Below are 15965 nucleotides of genomic sequence, written 5' to 3'. Positions count from 1 at the left end.
ATGGGAGGAAAAAATGAAACTTCAGGGAATTGCGGCTTTCGCATGTGCGACGGCGATATGTGCAGGAAGCGCCAGCGCCGGTGGAGCTGATCTGACGGTTTTTGATTGGTCGGGATATGAAGACCCGGGCTTCTTTGCCAGCTACATGGAAAAATACGGGAATGAGGCACCGAGCTATTCCTATTTCGGAAGCCAGGAAGAAGCCTTTACCAAGCTGAGTTCCGGTTTTACTGCTGATCTGGCACATCCTTGTTCCGACGCGGTCAGAAAGTGGGTCGCAGCAGATCTGATTCAGCCGCTGGATGAAAGCAAACTGACCAATTGGGCCGATGTACTGCCCGAGATCAAGGAGGTCGACGCCATCGTTCTGGACGGCCAGCTTTACATGTTGCCGTTCGAATGGGGGAACACGGGCCTTATCTATCGCACCGACAAAATCTCGGGCGACGATATCTCACTGCAATTACTGGCCGACCCGGCCTATGCCGGTAAGATCGCGATCCCGGATGCCGCATCATCTGCGTATGCGTTAGCGGCGCTGGCTACTGGAAATGCTGACGACTACACCAACTTGAGCGATGAGCAGTTCAAGGAAGCGTCTGACTTCCTGCGCTCGATCCACCCGAACATGCGCTTTTACTGGTCCGACGCAGGTCAGTTTGACCAGGCAATGACCAGCGGCGAGATCGAATTAGGTTGGGCCTGGAACCAGTCAGAACTAAACCTGATCTGGAATGAGGTGCCTGCCGCGATGATGCGAGACGTCGATAAGGGTATCGCGACTTGGGCGTGCGGCTATGTGCATCTGAAATCATCCACGACACCGGTCGATCAGGTCTATGATCTGTTGAACGCGCTTACCGACCCGGCCAGCGGTCAGTACATCATCGACAACTGGGGCTACCCGCATTCCAACGCAAAAGCGTTCGAAGTTGCCGATCAGGCCAACATCGAAGCCTATGGTTTCTCCGATCCAAAAAGCTTCTTCGAGGGCAGTTTGTTCTTTGACGCGGTGAACCCCGAGCTTGAGGCAAAAATGCTGGCGGAGTTTGAACGGATCAAAGCCGGCTTCTGATTCAACAATATCTCCGGGGCCAACCAGCCCCGGAACACAAACACAGGAAAACGCGTGAACATGTCAGACGCGAACCCATATGCTGTGCTCTTGGAACCGGTTCAGATCGGGCCAGTCACTGCCAGGAACCGCTTCTATCAGGTGCCTCATTGCACCGGGTTGGGGCACCTCCGACCAAGGGCGGATGCTGCCGTTCGTGGAATAAAGGCCGAAGGCGGGTGGGCGGTGGTTTCCAATCAGGAGACCGAGATTCACCCGACTTCTGACCTTTCTCCTTATGCCGAAGGGCGGCTATGGGACGCGCGCGATGTGCCCGCGTTGCGGCTGATGACAGACGCAGTACATGCACATGGTGCACTGGCGGCTATCCAGCTGGTTCATAACGGCAATCATGCGCAAAACCTGCTAACCCGCGCCCCGGTTCTTGCACCTTCCGAAATGTCCGTCGACACGACACACCCCAAGCAGGCGCAGGCTATGGATAAGGCCGACATTCGGGAATTCCGCCGTTGGCACCGCGAGGCCGCCTTGCGCGCGAAAGATGCCGGGTTTGACATCATTTATGTGTATGCCGGGCACAACATGACATTGGCGCAGCATTTCATGCTGCCGCATATGAACCAGCGTAGCGATGAATATGGTGGGTCGCTCGAAAATCGCGTGCGTCTGACACGTGAACTGCTGGAAGACACTCACGAGGCCGTGGGCGACAACTGCGCTGTGGCGTTCCGTTTTGCTATTGATGAGATGATGGGTGCCGGGGGCATGCAGGCAGCAGAAGAAGGCCGCGCCATTGTCGAGCTCTTGGCTGATCTTCCTGACCTATGGGATGTGAATGTGGCTGACTGGTCCAATGACAGTGCCACGACTCGTTTTCAGCCAGAGGACGGATATCAGAACGCGTTTCTGTCCCACGTTAAGCAGATCACCCGCAAACCTGTGGTTGGTGTCGGTCGCCTGACGTCGCCTGACATGATGTTGTCGATGGTCAATAAGGGAATTGTCGACCTTATCGGAGCCGCGCGACCTTCCATAGCGGACCCGTTCATTCCGAAAAAGATTGAGAAGGGTCGCATTGACGAAATCCGCGAATGTATCGGCTGCAATATCTGCGTCTCATCCGACAATCTGGGCATCCCGATCCGCTGCACTCAAAACCCCACCATGGGTGAGGAATGGCGACGCGGTTGGCACCCCGAGATCATCGCGCCGAAAAAGAGCAACGCGGACACTTTGGTTGTTGGCGCTGGCCCTGCCGGTCTTGAATGCGCCATGCAGTTGGCAAGGCGAGGATATCAGGTGACGTTGGCCGAGGCGTCAGCCGAATTGGGCGGGCGGGTTACGAAGGAAAGCAAACTTCCCGGCCTCGCAGCTTGGTCCCGCGTCGTCGACTATCGTCTGCATGATTTAAAGCAACGCGGCAACGTTCAGCTGTTCACTGACAGCAGGCTTGATGGCGATCAAGTGGCAGAGCTGGGCGTCGAACACGTCTTTGTGGCCACCGGCAGCCTTTGGCGAACCGACGGCATGGGCCGTAACACCCAGCGCCATGTGCCACAGATCGAGCAAAGCGCCAATGTGCTGACACCTGATGACATCATGAATGGTGTTCTACCGCCGGATGGCCCGGTCTTGATCTATGATGACGATCATATCTATCTGGCAGGAGTGATCGCCGAAAAACTGGCGACTGCAGGATACCAGGTGGTCTTTGTCACGCCGGAGAGTTTGGTTTCAGCTTACTCCATCAATACTTTGGAGCAGCCTCGCATTCAGGCCCGCCTGATGGAGCTTGGTATCGACATTCATTGCAATCAGGTGCTGACGGCGGTTCAAGGTGACATGGCCCGCATCGGTTGTGCCTTTACTGGTCGCGAAATGGATATTCCATGTGCCTCGACAATTCTGGTCACTGAACGTCAGCGTGAGACGACGCTATATGAAAGCTTGCGCGGGCTCAGGTTGAAAACCGTCGAACTTATTGGCGATGCCGCTTCTCCAGGGCTGATCGTCGACGCAGTCTTCGCGGGCCACCGCGCGGCCCGTGATTTTGAACGCCCCAAGGCAGAAGCAGATCAGGATTGGTTTCGCCGCGAGATAATCGATTTGGAGGAAACGAGATGAACAGCCGACCGTTTGAGTTGGATGCGCTGATAGCCTCGCACCAGTACGGCCACGCCCTGCCGCGCGAATTCTATACCTCCCAAGACATCTATAACTATGACATTGCCCGGGTCTGGAACCGCAACTGGCTTTGGGCAGGGCATGTCAGTCAGATCCCAAGCCCCGGTGACTACTTCCTGTTCGACTATGGCCCGGAGAGCATTATCATTGTTCGCGACCGCGATGGAGATTTTCGTGCTCATTTGAATGTCTGCCGCCATCGCGGATCTCGCGTCTGCACAGAACAGTCCGGCAACGCCCGCGTTCTTGTTTGCCCCTACCACGCATGGACATACGAGCTATCAGGAAAACTTCGTGCAAGTCACAATATGGGGGAACAATTCGACCCGTCAAAGTTTGGGCTTCTTCCCGTTCAGGTGAGTGTATTCAAGGGCCTGATCTTTGTCTGTGCCGATGCAAACACCCCATCACTTGATCCTGTCCTCAGCAAACTTGAGCCACTCGTCGAACCCTATGGCCTGAACGATTTGAAAGTAGCGCATACCGCGTCATTTCCTGTTCCCGCGAATTGGAAACTAGCTGTTGAGAACTACCTTGAATGCTACCACTGCGGGCCAGCGCACAAAGAGTATTCTCGCTCCCATAGCTTGAAATCACCGCAAGACATGGCTGGTTTGGTCGAGCCGCTAAAGGCTAGGGCTGTAGAAGCCGGGCTGTCACCCAATGAATTGACTCTTGTCGGCGACGCTGCGCTGACCCCATTTACCAGCGGGTACTATCGTCGCTATCCGCTTTACCAAGGCTACAAAACCGGCAGCCAATCGGGCGAGGCACTTGCACCATTGCTTGGAACGCTCAAAGGCTTCGACGGTGGCGCAACTGACTTTGATATTGGTCCATTGAATTGGTTCCTGATTTATTCGGATCACATGGTCGGCTACCGCTTCATTCCACGAGGCTTACAGGAAACCGACATTCAGGTGGTCTGGCTGGTTCGCGCTGACGCCGAAGAAGGCGAAGACTACGACAAAGAAGACCTGACCTGGCTTTGGCATGTCACATCTTTGGATGACGAACGCATCATTCGCCACAACCAGTCCGGCGTAAATTCTCAATACTTCCAACCGGGCCCCTTGGGCGAGATGGAAACCTCGATCCAGGACTTCTACGATTTCTATTTCAACATGATCAGCCCGGAACCAGAACAAAGGATGTCCGGTCATGGCTGAGGCAAAATCACGCCGTCGCGGCGGCGGCGGACGCGCCGCGCGCATAAAGGTTCAACAGGCTACCACGGGCAATGAGGCCGTACGTGGAGGCCTAAGTGGCGGCCGCTATAAACCTCTGACCCGAGCAGATATGGAGAACATCCATCAAGCGGCCTTAACCGTTCTGGAAAACACGGGCGTTACCGACCATTTCCCGGAATTGCTTGATCTGGTGCTTCCCAAAGGCGCAGTTTTGAATGACCTCAATAGGTTGTGCTTCCCCCGCGCCCTTATGGAAGACATTCTGGCGGCTGCCGCCAGAGAGTTTTATGTCTATGCCCGCGGTGAGCGTGAAGGCAAAGACGATATGCAGTGCTCGGCCGAGAGTGTCTATTTCGCCAACTCTGGCACCGCCGTCACAACCTTCGATTCCGAGACCAAGTCCTATCGTCCATCGGTTCTGCGCGACGTTTATGATTTCACCCGACTAGTGGACCGCTTGGACAACATCCATATGCTGGGCGACACAGTTTTGGCTACCGATGTGACCGATGATTTCGCTCACGATATGAACACCATATATGCAATGCTAGCAGGCAGCCAAAAGCCTGCCTGTCTGACCTTTCGCGACCGGAGCCATATCCCGCATGCCATCCGCATGTTTGATTTGGCTCAGGGTGGCGAAGGGGCTTTCATGAAAAAGCCAAGCGTCATTTTTGGCGGCTGTCCTATGGTTTCGCCGCTGCGGATCGGCAAGGAAAACATGGAGATCCTGATTGATACCGCCAAGCTTGGCCTCACCGTCGATCTGGCTGTGCCTCCGCAAGCCGGGGCCACAGCCCCCGCGACGCTTGCGGGAACGTTGGTACAAACCGTGGCCGAAACGCTGGCCTGCGTTGCCATCGTAAACCTCATCACTCCAGGCTGTCCGGTTTGCTTTGCCGCCTGGCCCTTCATCACTGATTTGCGCAGCGGCTCGTTCACCGGTGGCAGCGGCGAACAAGCCCTGATCGGCGCGGCTGCCATTCAAATGGGCAACTTCTATGGTCTGCCCACATCCGTTGGCGCAGGCATGACCGATGCCAAATTGCCCGACGCGCAATACGGGTTAGAAAAGGCGCTGACCTTCACGCTTGCTGCTCATGCCGGTGCCAATCGCCTTTGCGAGTTTGGCGGTATGATCGGTAGCCTCATGGGGTGTAGTTTTGAAAGTATGGTCATCGATGACGAAGCGGGTGGAATGATCCTGCGGTCGTTGCGCGGGATAGAGGTCACGGATGAAACCATGGCTGTGGATGTGATCCACGATTGCGCCATCGACCCCGGCCATTTCCTCGGCAACCCGCACACGCTGAACTATATGAACAGCGAATTCGTCTATCCGCGACTTATGGATCGTGAGCGTACAGACACATGGGAAAACGAAGGCAAAACAGATTTGCTGGACCGCGCCCGTGACAAAGCCAACTCTATTCTAAACAGTCATTTCCCCAACTATTTCGGCGCTTTGGACACTCAGGTGCGTGAAGAATTTCCCATTGTAATGAGCGCGAAAAGCATGACCCATCATGGATAACTCTAATGCCAAACAATGGGACAACGATCACTTCCTGCACCCGTGGGAAGGGATGGAAGCTTTAGGCAAAAATAGCCGTACTTTTGTCGAAAGTGCCAGCGGCATTCATGTAGTGAACGAAAAGGGTGAACGCTTGATCGACGGACCGGGAGGCATGTGGTGCACCCAGATCGGTTATGGGCGCGAAGAGATGGCCGAGGCCATGGCTGAGCAAGCTAGGAGACTTGCCTATTTCTCGCCTTTCAACAACACCAACTCGACTGCTGCGCGGTTCGCGCGCGAAATAGCCAAACGAGCGCCTGGCGATTTGAACAATGTCTTCTTTACCACGGGCGGCTCCACTGCGGTGGATACGGCTATCCGATTTGTCCATTTTAGAAACAACCTTTTGGGTCGACCCGAGAAAAAGAAAATCATTTCAAGGCAAAAAGCCTATCATGGAAGCACCTACTTGGCGGCCAGCGTCAGTGGAAAAGAGCGTGACCGGCTTTGGCTCGACAAAGCCGATGACCTGGCACATTTCCTGCCAGACGTGAATCCGCTCTACCGTTCACCTGGTCAAAGCGAAGAGAGCTTTTTGAAGGAGAAAGTTTCCGATCTTGAAAACGCCATTTTGGCGCTTGGCCCGGAAAATGTTGCCGCTTTTATCGCCGAACCGGTTCTGGCATCTGGTGGCGTGATTGTGCCGCCAAAAGGATATCACCAAGGCTGCCTAAACATCTGCAAAAAGTATGATGTTCTATACATCTCCGACGAAGTGGTGACAGCTTTTGGGCGATTGGGCCATTGGTTTTCGTCAGAGGTTGTTTTCGGCATTCAGCCGGACATAATAACTTGTGCTAAAGGAATGACATCTGGGTACGCGCCGATGGGTGCCGCGATTATCTCTGACCGATTGATCGCCGACGTTTCGGGAAAAGATGCTAACTTCTCAAATGGTTACACCTATTCTGGTCATCCAGTTAGCGCGGCCGCGGGTTTGAGGGGCATTGAGATCATTGAGCGGGAAAAACTTCTCGAACACGTTCAAAAGGTCGCTCCGGTTTTTCAGGATCAGCTGCAGCATTTGCGACAGATTGACATCGTTGCCGATGTGCGTGGGATGGGGTTGATGGGATGCGTACAATGCTCAGTCGATGGTGATCCCAGGAGCGATCTGGGATGCGACTACGAGATTGGCGGCCAGATCGATATAGAATGCCAAAAACGTGGGTTATTAGTTCGACCTATTATCAACATGTGTGTTCTTTCGCCGCCCCTTATCATCAGCGAAGGTGAAATTGAGCAGATGTTTTCTATCTTGCGCAAAGGGCTTGAAGCGACACGAACGTGGCTTGGCCGAATTCAGTGAACAATGAAGAGCTTGCGCCACTGTTGCGGATGTCCGCAGACCGGTATGCCACTGCAGCATTTGCATTCCGTCCTAAATGTCCGCAAGGGGCCGGTTCCGGCGTCGCATTTTCTTGACCCACGACTGATGCTTCATGTCATGGGACATTGGGCCCACAAGTTTGGGACCTCAATTAGTTGTGCCATGTCCCATAAATTGATGTGGATTCCTCAAAGCGTTTTTTGTCGTACATCCGATGATAGTAAAGAAATTGCTCGACTTCCATGGCTTGGCAAGCGGCACTGCTGGCATGGACAACACAACCCGTGAACAGCTCAGTTTCGTTTTTGCAAAGCTAACGGGTAGTTTGGAGGACGCGGCATCGCAAGCTCTCAGAGGCCAGCGATCGAAGATTAGCCCAAAAGAAGCAATAGAGCTTGTTCAGTCCCTCCAGGTCCCGCTGCAACACGCCGCCGCGCGTATGCGGGCGATTGAGCTCTTAGCCCGTCAGAACGGGCGAAAATGAAGCGAAGCACCAACTTTGGATTGCGCAAAGCGGGCGTATGAGCCTGCACAGGATCGGTAGTCAGTCAATCCGTAGAACTAGTCCAACAACTCACCCAGCGAGACACCAAGCGCGGTAGCCAGTTTATCCACAACGGTAATCGTTGGGTTGCGGGCACTGCGCTCGAGATCGCTAATGTACGTCCTGTGAACATCCGCTTGATGCGCGAACTCCTCTTGCGACCAGCCTTTTATCTGCCGCAAGCGTCGCAGGTTTTTGGCAAGGCGGTCGCGCACATCCATACAGCGTGTTGGACATCGACACAGATGATCAGTCTACAGACGATCAGTGACATATTCTGTTGACTTCCGTCCTAAACGAAGCGCTGGTATGTCACCGATCGACGACAAGGCGCGGCAGATGAAAGACCAGTTGAACCCATCAGATGTGCGATATGTAAAGCTAGGCTCTGGCGGCAAACATGTTGATTATGCCCTGGAGAATGCGGTCATTCCTGTCGACTTTGACCTGGCCGACCACTCGCTGTGTCTGGAAGGCGATTGGGAGATGTTGCTAACAACGATGACCCAGGCCGGGCGCGGAATTCAGGCCGCAAAAGAAGATATACGGGAATTGAAAGACTTCTACGACCTGCCAGACGGCTCGCTTTGGATTACAATGGCGCGTGGGCACCTATGGTGGGCGCTTGCGGGCGACAAGATCGAACTATCCAAGGTAAAATCGTCGGGCCCGGTGCGTTGGCGATCAACACAAAGTGGCTGGTCCAAAATATCGCTTGCTGGCACCCCTCTCCAACTAAACACCCTGAGTTCAGCGCTCACCAAGACAGCATCATACAGGCGGACAATTTGTAAGGTCGAGGCTCAGGACTACCTGTTGCGATCCATCCGGGGAGAGCGCCATCCGCTACAACACCACGCCTGCGCGCTCACCGACGAGATGCATAGTCTGGCAGAGCAAATGATCAGGACCCTGCATTGGGCAGAATTTGAAACATTGATTGATCTCATCTTCCTGCGAAACGGCTGGCGGCGTACCAGCCTGCTGGGTGGCAACATGCCTGATGTGGACCTGGTGCTCGAGCAACCCCTGACCGGGGAAACGGCCTGGGTTCAGGTCAAGAGCCAGGCACGTCAGGCTGAGCTCGACAGCTATATTGAACGTTTCTTAGCCGATGGGTCCTGGGACCGTTTCATATTTGCATGTGCCGATCCACGCGGCGCATTGGCCCTTCCAACGCAAAGGGATTTGAACCTGGACATTTGGACAGGCAACGAGCTGGCCTCAAGAACTTTGGAGTCCGGGCTTTTTAAGTGGCTGTCCGACAGGATGGTCTGACTCACTTAGCTACGCCATTCCAGTGCTGCCTATGTCGGACGGTGCCAGGGTTGTTCATCCTCCTTAACGTATTCGACCCTGAGCAGCGTGGTCTCAAGCGTGCAACCTTCAGGCGCAACAAGACAGCCGTAGCCCATGTTATTGACCTCCTGCGGGCTGTATTTTTCCTGTAGTTCATCAAGTAGAACTTTGGCTTTCAGATTACCCTTCAGCGCTTCACGCTGAATCATCTTCAACACCAATTCCACAGTCGAGTAGCGCTTGCGTTCGCCGTCTTCGCTGACAACATGTGTTTCATGCGCAACTCTCTGGACAATAGGCTTCATCCCTTTCGCACCGCGCGGTCTTCCCTTGGGATTGCCAGATTTTCCTCTTTGGAACCTGGTGGGATAAAGAGGATCGAAATCCTCAAGCGGGTCAGCACCATCGGTCATAGGCTAATTCCTTGATACATAAATTAGGGGCTTGGCCATACTTTGCACCTCGCGGCTTGCCCCAGTCTTTGAGCGTTGAAGATAGCCATTAGGTGTCGTTTTCATGTTCTTGCACGGGGGCTCTTGGTGCGATCACCACGCCTGTTTGTATCTTCGATCGCGGGGGTGTTATGGCTTCATATTTTTCAAACTGCTTTAGCACGTACCTTGCCGATTGGATGTTTCCCTTGAGCGCTTTATCAACCTGCACACGCAGTGTGGCTTCGCGCGCGTCCATGTTTTTGCTGCCGCCGGGCAAACGAACTCTGACCTGCTGATCCAGGACCTGATCCAGATCCAGTTCAATGGACCCTTTTTTTACGGGGCCTGCCTTTTGGATTTCCGGATTGTCCCTTTTGGAACTGAGTATCCCGAGGAGGACGACCGAAGCCAACTTGGTAGTCTTTGTCACGCATCTGCTGCCTCCGATTCAGCTATCGCACTGACACCTTCGCTTGCACGATCAGCCGCGACCTCATGAAACACCGGACCGTCTTCACCAAGACGTGGGATCAGGCCGAATGTTTCCGTCAAACGACGCAGGATCACGTCACAGTAGGCTGCATCAAGCTCGACCCCATATCCACGGCGACCCGATTGCTCAGCCGCTACAAGTGTGGATCCCGACCCACAGAATGGGTCCAACACCAACCCGCCACGATGTGAGCAGTCCAGAATGGCGTCCCTCACCAATGCCACAGGCTTAACTGTAGGGTGCATCTCAAGGCCGCCCTGCCCTTCACCAAAACTATTGGCTCCGGCATAAGTCCAGACATTCGTCCGGTTCCTGCCATTCTTTCCAAGTTCGACATTGTTGATGTGTTTGCCGGCCCCCGATTTGAACAAAAACACCAACTCGTGCTGTGAGCGGTACAGCGATCCCATTCCGCCATTGGTCTTAGACCAAACACAAAGGTTTTTGAGCTCGGAGTAAGCCACGTCCCCTGCCCCAAGGATTTCTCTTATATGGCGCCAGTCCATACACTGAAAATGAATGGAACCGTCTTCACTATAGGCGGCAAGGTGTTTGAATACAGTCGTCAAGAAGCACTGAAAGTCTTCTGGCGACATTTCACCGGACGCCATGGCAAACTCTCGATGCTGAACCGATCCCAAGCCCGAGACGTGTCCCCGTATGGGCACGTTGTAAGGGGGATCTGTGAAGACCATCTGAGCACGTTCCGATCCGAGCAAAGCGGCATAGGTCTCCGCCCTGGTGCTATCCCCGCAGATCAGGCGATGAGGGCCAATGTGCCAGATGTCACCCTCCCGGGTTACCGGCGAATTCCCAGTTGGTGTCGGAACCTGATCCAACGGATCCTGCCCTTCCTCACCATCCAGTCTCAGCGCCTGGATGCTCAGATCGATCTCAGGCAACTCGAAACCCGTTAGTGTGAGATCAAATGGGATTTCCAACTCATCGAGGTACTGGAATTCGAGCGCCAGAAGGCCTGCATCCCAACCCGCATTTTCAGCAAGCTTGTTGTCCGCGATGACATAAGCCCGAATGTCCTCTTGGCTCATGCCTGACAAACAGATCGTTGGGACTTGCTCCAACCCCAAGAGTTTGGCTGCCTCGACACGGCCATGTCCCGCAATGAGCTGATTGTCATCATCAACAAGAACGGGGTTGGTAAACCCAAAGTGCTCGATTGAGCGCATCACCTGCCGGATCTGGCTTTTCGAATGCGTTCTGGGATTTCTGTTCCTTGGCTTAAGAGCGTTGGGAGATTGATAAACTAACTTCAGCGCAGTCAATGACGTGGCTCCTCACATAGGCGGAGCCGAATTCAGAACGTCAGATACAATGCGGCCCCGGGTTTCACTTCGGGTCCACGCAAGCGCATTCTAACGTGTTATATGTCTGGGCACTTGTTTCAGCCAGGCGCTGTCCCGGTTCAATCTCAGACAGCGTCAAGATCATTCCGGCCATTTTATTGTTAAGATCAATGTAACTATTGCAGTGAAAGATTCAATATCAACCGGTGCATCCACGTCGAACTCCAGGCAAACCGAAGAGATTCAGAACGCCGGGAAACTCAACTTTAACCCGATACACTCTCGTTCAAGAAGCATTGTTATTGCTAAATCCGGACTACAAATATCAGAGCCAATCAAAAGCTCTAGAAGGGTCCAAAGCCGACGATCCTCACAGAGGTTCACAATTACCGCTGTCGGGACGACGCGGACTTCCAAGTCGGGTCTCTGAAGGTCTGCTTTGATGGCCCACGAATTTAGGCAATGAGCAGTGCCAAAATTCAATAAGTTTGCATCCTTTATCAATTTGATAGAACCATTCCTAAACGATGACGGGAGCTTTGGAGTACACTTGAAAACTGCACTTGATGCCGATGACGCGTTGCTGGACGCAGACGAAAGAAGCTTCGTTGATAGCGTTCGCACAAATGGATGGTCCGCAACCCATTTTCTCGAAGATTCTGATGGACCGGGCTTTTCATATACGACGGGCTTTTGGCACAAGTTCGCCTTTCCCGAATTGATACTATTTGCGCTACCCAAAGAGGTAGCACACGGAATTTTTTGGAACTTCTATAATGATTTAGAGGCTCAAAAACGGTTCGTCGTTAATGAGCCAATATCCGAAGTCCTGAGTGGCTATGATGTGATAATTAGGGAAGTTAGGCCCGGTCACTTCGCGGAATATTTGGGATGGAACCGTTGGTTTTATGGTGGCGACAACTTCAAAGCGTGCCAAGTTTTCTTTCCGGACAAATCCGGAAGGTTCCCATGGTCAGAAGACGCCTCTCCGGAGTTCAGCCAACTGCAACCAAACCTTGCAGGAAAAATGGACTGAGAACTACCTAACCCCGGCGTCGCTGATCAGACCGGAGAACACGCGAGCGGCACAGCGTCGTGCCGACCAAAGCTGCATTTCGCGCAACTTGCAGCATCCGGTAAGATTGGGGCTCGCTCCAGACCTTAGCTGCATGGCACATGGACGACAGCAATGCGGACTTTGCGGCGGAAGGAATTTCTTACACCCAGGTGCTGAGCCCTAAAAGTGAACAAATTAGACTGTTCCTCTAAGCCGATGTTTTTCCTATCGTTGGTAAGAAATTGCGTGTCGGGAGGTCTTAATGAACAAGTTTGTCTCACTAGCGGGCGCGGTCTGCTTTGCTTTCAGTGGAGCTTTTGCCGACGAGCATGCGCCGCCCAACATTCTTGTCATCATGGCAGATGACGTGGGTTGGGCGAGCGTCGGCGTTTACCATGGGGGTGTCAAAAGCATCGAGACTCCGAACTTGGATCGCCTCTCGTCTGAAGGTGCTCGTCTCACAGATTATTATGCCGAGCCAAGTTGTACTGCCGGTCGATCAGCTTTCATGACCGGACAATTGCCAATACGGACTGGTATGCACACTGTAGGACTTCCTGGCGATCCGATAGGTTTAAACCCAGATGACCCAACGCTTCCGATGTTCTTGAAAAAGTTGGGGTACACGACGGGGCAATTCGGAAAAAACCATCTGGGCGATCTCAACGAATTCCTGCCGACTACAAAAGGTTTCGACGAGTATTGGGGCTGGCTGTATCACTTGAATGCTATGGAATATACGTCTGATCCGGATTGGCCAAACGACCCAGAGTTCAACGCGCAATTTGCGCCTCGAAATATCATTCATTCTTTTGCCACAGACGAAGAGGACGAAACAGTCGATCCGCGTTTTGGAAAAGTCGGGAAGCAGCGCATCATTGATGACGGGCCTGCGCCTCCGGAGCGCCAAAAGACTTTGGACGACGAAGTGACATCTTACACCAAAGACTTCATTTCTCGAGCAGTAGAGGCGGACACACCATTCTTTGTTTGGATGGCCCCAGCCCGAGCTCATGTTTGGACCCATCTCAGCCCAGAATACGAAGCTATGTTGGGCAACGGGCGCGGACTTCAGGATGTTGTCATGAAGGAGTTGGACAACAACATTGGCAACGTTCTCAGCCACCTTGAGGATCTGGGAGTTGCCGATAATACCATAGTGATGTTCACTGCCGACAATGGCCCAGAAACACTGACGTGGCCCGATGGTGGAACGACACCGTTTCATGGGGAAAAGGGTACTACGTGGGAAGGCGGCTTCAGGGTTCCTGCGATTATTCGCTGGCCGGGCAAAATTCCTGAAGGTCAAGTCTTGAACGGTATCTTCAGCGGAATGGACTGGATGCCAACATTTGTAGCTGCGGCTGGAGGTCCGACAGATCTAAGAGAAAAGCTCCTAGAGGGATATGAAGGCTATAAAGTGCATCTCGATGGCTACAATCAACTATCTTACCTGACGGGTGAGGATGAAGAGAGCAATCGCCGCGAGCTGATTTACTATCAGGGTACGGACCTCCAAGCAGTACGCTACAACGATTGGAAAGCGCACTTTGTCGTTCAAAACCACGGCTGGTCAGGTCCGAAGGAAGAATTGGTCGCCCCCTTGCTTTTCAACCTTCGCCGCGATCCTTACGAGAAAGCAGCGGAGGAAAGCGGTATGTACGTCCGCTGGATGGGTGAGAAAATGTGGGCATTCGGTCCAGCCGCCCGACTAGTGCAGGCACATCTCGCTACCTTCGAGGAGTTCCCTCCGCGCGGGAAGCCGGTCGCCAATCAAGACCATGTTGAAGAACAAACATCAACCGAAGGCGGCATCTCTCAGTAGAAGAAGCGAGGCAACCAATACGCCTTTCCCACCGCAGCGTGGGCATCCGGCTCGGATCATCGGATGCCCAAAATAACCGACTAGGAATTTCGCAAAAAGCGAAACCTCTACGAGAAGGAGTCCTCCATGAGTGCTAGATTAGTCCTTCTGCTTGCTGCCGTCGGCCTCGTGCCAATTGCGTTGTCATACGGTCTGATGCCCGGCCGTTCGATCCCAGTTTTGCTGGGATTTCCAGTGGAAGGGACGAACCAGACGCATGTCTTCCGAGCGATTATGGGTCTTTACATGGCAAACGCGCTGTTTTGGTTGGCGGCTGCTTCGAAACCAGAGTTACAACGCCCCGCGCTGTGGGTTCTATTTTTGTTTATGTCGGGACTGGCCGTTGGACGCATACTAAGCATTCTTATCGATGGAGTGCCGAATGGGATACTTCTCTTTTATCTTGCGGCCGAGATAGCATTTGCGGCTCTGGCGGCGGTTTCACTGAAAAAAGTACGATGAAACAGGAAGTGATAAGGTGCTGAGGTTTTTCTTTGTTCTCTCGATGATTGCAACTTTATCAGTATCGGCATCCGCTGTTGCACAATCTTCATCTGTCCAAAACGCCGTGGACGAAAACTTCTTAGAGCTTGAGACTGCCGTTGCCGAAGCGGGAGCTACTCCAATCGCATCGATAGATCATTCGCGTTTGGCCAAAGCCGAAGGTGTAGAAATGCCAGCGTCCCGTGTGCTCATTTTCTCTGATCCAGAGATAAACACGCCCATTCTGAAAGAGAACGTGCGAGCAGGTCTGGACCTTCCTTTTCGCGTTCTTTCCTTCGATCAGGATGGTCGTCCACAGATCGCCTACACAGGCCCTCAGTTTCTCAAAGTCCGGCATGGGCTCACTAACGCCTCTTCGTTGCGTGCATTTCAGAGCAAGATGCTCGAAGTTCTAAGCGGCTTGGATGCAACACCAGCGCCGACCAACGGGTTGTTTGCAGACTATGGGGTCATCGAACTGCGATCACAGCTCAGCGTACCAGAGGCAGTCGAACGTCTCAGGACAGCTGTGATGGGGCAGGACGATACAGTTTGGTTTGGGGAGATCGATTTTGCGGCCGAAGCATCCCAACTGGGGGTGGAACTACCGGAGACAGTTCTCTTACTATTTGGCGGGCCAGCACCCGGTGGCGTGGCTATGGCGGGCTTTCCGGCAATTGGTTTGGATGCCTTTTGCCAAAAACTATTGGTTTACGCGAATGAAGAAGGCGGATCCGTAGTCGTTTTCAATGACATCGCTGCTTTGGCGGAGTTGCACTACGGTTCTTCGGCCGAACCTCATCACGGTTTGAACACACGGCTGACCGAGACATTTCGGACGGCAATTGAGTAGCCGCTGCTTAGAAAACGCAATAGAAACCCAATAGCGATTGGCCGTCTTTTCGTCGTCAGCCTTGGGCTCGCTATCAGATTTCGCCGCTCTTCACATGAATGACGGTTGCTGAAACCAGAATGGCGGCGCACTGGAACAAGTGTTGTAAAAGCAAGAGTTTGACCGTCATGACGAACAGCCGCTCTTGTGGTGCCTTGTTTTCGGTGATACCGAAGATGGCACTGACCAACTGCTGAGGGATATGCCAGCGGCAAATCGAGTCGGTTCCTGGTTGCTACA

The 15965-nt window shown here is 53.4% G+C and carries 16 protein-coding genes; 10 read left to right on the top strand and 6 right to left on the bottom strand.

The features are described from left to right. Positions 1 to 13: 13 nt before the first annotated feature. From ACR0C9_RS01920 to ACR0C9_RS01900, 5 genes are read left to right on the top strand one after another with little or no spacing between them, the layout of a single operon-like run. A complete protein-coding gene (locus ACR0C9_RS01920) occupies positions 14 to 1075 on the top strand; it encodes an ABC transporter substrate-binding protein (protein ID WP_480780268.1) in 1062 nt (353 codons plus the stop codon). Between the two features lie 60 nt (positions 1076 to 1135). Beyond that, positions 1136 to 3199 carry an oxidoreductase gene (locus tag ACR0C9_RS01915; protein WP_170739425.1) on the top strand — a complete coding sequence of 688 codons (2064 nt, stop codon included), beginning with the start codon at positions 1136 to 1138 and terminating at the stop codon, positions 3197 to 3199. Beyond that, positions 3196 to 4428 (top strand): aromatic ring-hydroxylating dioxygenase subunit alpha, encoded by a 1233-nt coding sequence (locus ACR0C9_RS01910; protein ID WP_170739426.1) that lies wholly within the window; start codon positions 3196 to 3198, stop codon positions 4426 to 4428. The genes ACR0C9_RS01915 and ACR0C9_RS01910 overlap by 4 nt, the downstream gene beginning before the upstream one ends. After that, positions 4421 to 5983: a trimethylamine methyltransferase family protein gene (locus tag ACR0C9_RS01905; protein WP_170739427.1), complete on the top strand. Its 1563-nt coding sequence runs from the start codon at positions 4421 to 4423 to the stop codon at positions 5981 to 5983. Before ACR0C9_RS01910 ends, ACR0C9_RS01905 begins: the two co-directional genes overlap by 8 nt. Next, positions 5976 to 7334 (top strand): aminotransferase, encoded by a 1359-nt coding sequence (locus ACR0C9_RS01900; protein WP_480780267.1) that lies wholly within the window; start codon positions 5976 to 5978, stop codon positions 7332 to 7334. The genes ACR0C9_RS01905 and ACR0C9_RS01900 overlap by 8 nt, the downstream gene beginning before the upstream one ends. 582 nt (positions 7335 to 7916) lie before the next feature. Here ACR0C9_RS01900 and ACR0C9_RS01895 read toward each other — a convergent pair. After that, positions 7917 to 8120 carry a helix-turn-helix domain-containing protein gene (locus tag ACR0C9_RS01895; RefSeq protein ID WP_170452299.1) on the bottom strand — a complete coding sequence of 68 codons (204 nt, stop codon included), beginning with the start codon at positions 8118 to 8120 and terminating at the stop codon, positions 7917 to 7919. A gap of 88 nt (positions 8121 to 8208) precedes the next feature. Between ACR0C9_RS01895 and ACR0C9_RS01890 the strand changes: the two genes are divergently transcribed. After that, entirely contained in the window at positions 8209 to 9177 is a 969-nt protein-coding gene (locus ACR0C9_RS01890) for a restriction endonuclease (RefSeq protein WP_170452301.1), read from the top strand. A gap of 29 nt (positions 9178 to 9206) precedes the next feature. Here ACR0C9_RS01890 and ACR0C9_RS01885 read toward each other — a convergent pair whose 3' ends face one another. The 4 genes from ACR0C9_RS01885 to ACR0C9_RS01870 form a co-directional block, all read right to left on the bottom strand. Beyond that, positions 9207 to 9611: a DUF5681 domain-containing protein gene (locus ACR0C9_RS01885; protein WP_170452303.1), complete on the bottom strand. Its 405-nt coding sequence runs from the start codon at positions 9609 to 9611 to the stop codon at positions 9207 to 9209. An 88-nt stretch (positions 9612 to 9699) separates the two neighbouring features. After that, positions 9700 to 9957 carry a DUF5681 domain-containing protein gene (locus ACR0C9_RS01880; protein WP_480780526.1) on the bottom strand — a complete coding sequence of 86 codons (258 nt, stop codon included), beginning with the start codon at positions 9955 to 9957 and terminating at the stop codon, positions 9700 to 9702. Beyond that, positions 9953 to 10066, bottom strand: coding sequence for a DUF5681 domain-containing protein (locus tag ACR0C9_RS01875; RefSeq protein ID WP_480780266.1), 114 nt, complete (start codon positions 10064 to 10066; stop codon positions 9953 to 9955). The genes ACR0C9_RS01880 and ACR0C9_RS01875 overlap by 5 nt, the downstream gene beginning before the upstream one ends. Continuing rightward, the gene (locus ACR0C9_RS01870) at positions 10059 to 11408 is read right to left on the bottom strand and encodes a site-specific DNA-methyltransferase (RefSeq protein WP_480780265.1); all 1350 of its coding nucleotides are present in this window, start codon (positions 11406 to 11408) and stop codon (positions 10059 to 10061) included. Before ACR0C9_RS01870 ends, ACR0C9_RS01875 begins: the two co-directional genes overlap by 8 nt. A gap of 571 nt (positions 11409 to 11979) precedes the next feature. On the opposite strand from ACR0C9_RS01870, the gene ACR0C9_RS01865 reads away from it, so the two are divergent. The 4 genes from ACR0C9_RS01865 (at position 11980) to ACR0C9_RS01850 (ending at position 15686) form a co-directional block, all read left to right on the top strand. Next, on the top strand, positions 11980 to 12465 hold the full coding sequence (locus tag ACR0C9_RS01865) for a DUF4262 domain-containing protein (RefSeq protein ID WP_480780264.1): 486 nt from the start codon (positions 11980 to 11982) through the stop codon (positions 12463 to 12465). A 283-nt stretch (positions 12466 to 12748) separates the two neighbouring features. Continuing rightward, a complete protein-coding gene (locus tag ACR0C9_RS01860) occupies positions 12749 to 14311 on the top strand; it encodes an arylsulfatase (RefSeq protein WP_480780263.1) in 1563 nt (520 codons plus the stop codon). 126 nt (positions 14312 to 14437) lie between these two features. Beyond that, the gene (locus ACR0C9_RS01855; protein WP_480780262.1) at positions 14438 to 14812 is read left to right on the top strand and encodes a DUF4345 domain-containing protein; all 375 of its coding nucleotides are present in this window, start codon (positions 14438 to 14440) and stop codon (positions 14810 to 14812) included. A 16-nt stretch (positions 14813 to 14828) separates the two neighbouring features. Further along, positions 14829 to 15686 (top strand): DUF302 domain-containing protein, encoded by an 858-nt coding sequence (locus ACR0C9_RS01850; RefSeq protein ID WP_480780261.1) that lies wholly within the window; start codon positions 14829 to 14831, stop codon positions 15684 to 15686. Positions 15687 to 15759: 73 nt separating this feature from the next. On the opposite strand, the gene ACR0C9_RS01845 is transcribed toward ACR0C9_RS01850, so the two are convergent. After that, positions 15760 to 15915 (bottom strand): hypothetical protein, encoded by a 156-nt coding sequence (locus ACR0C9_RS01845; protein WP_480780260.1) that lies wholly within the window; start codon positions 15913 to 15915, stop codon positions 15760 to 15762. Positions 15916 to 15965 lie beyond the last annotated feature (50 nt).

It is taken from the genome of Ruegeria sp. C12, from assembly GCF_056537745.1.
The sequence above is the reverse complement of the archived record's forward strand: the minus strand, read 5'-3'. Positions and strand labels throughout refer to the sequence as shown.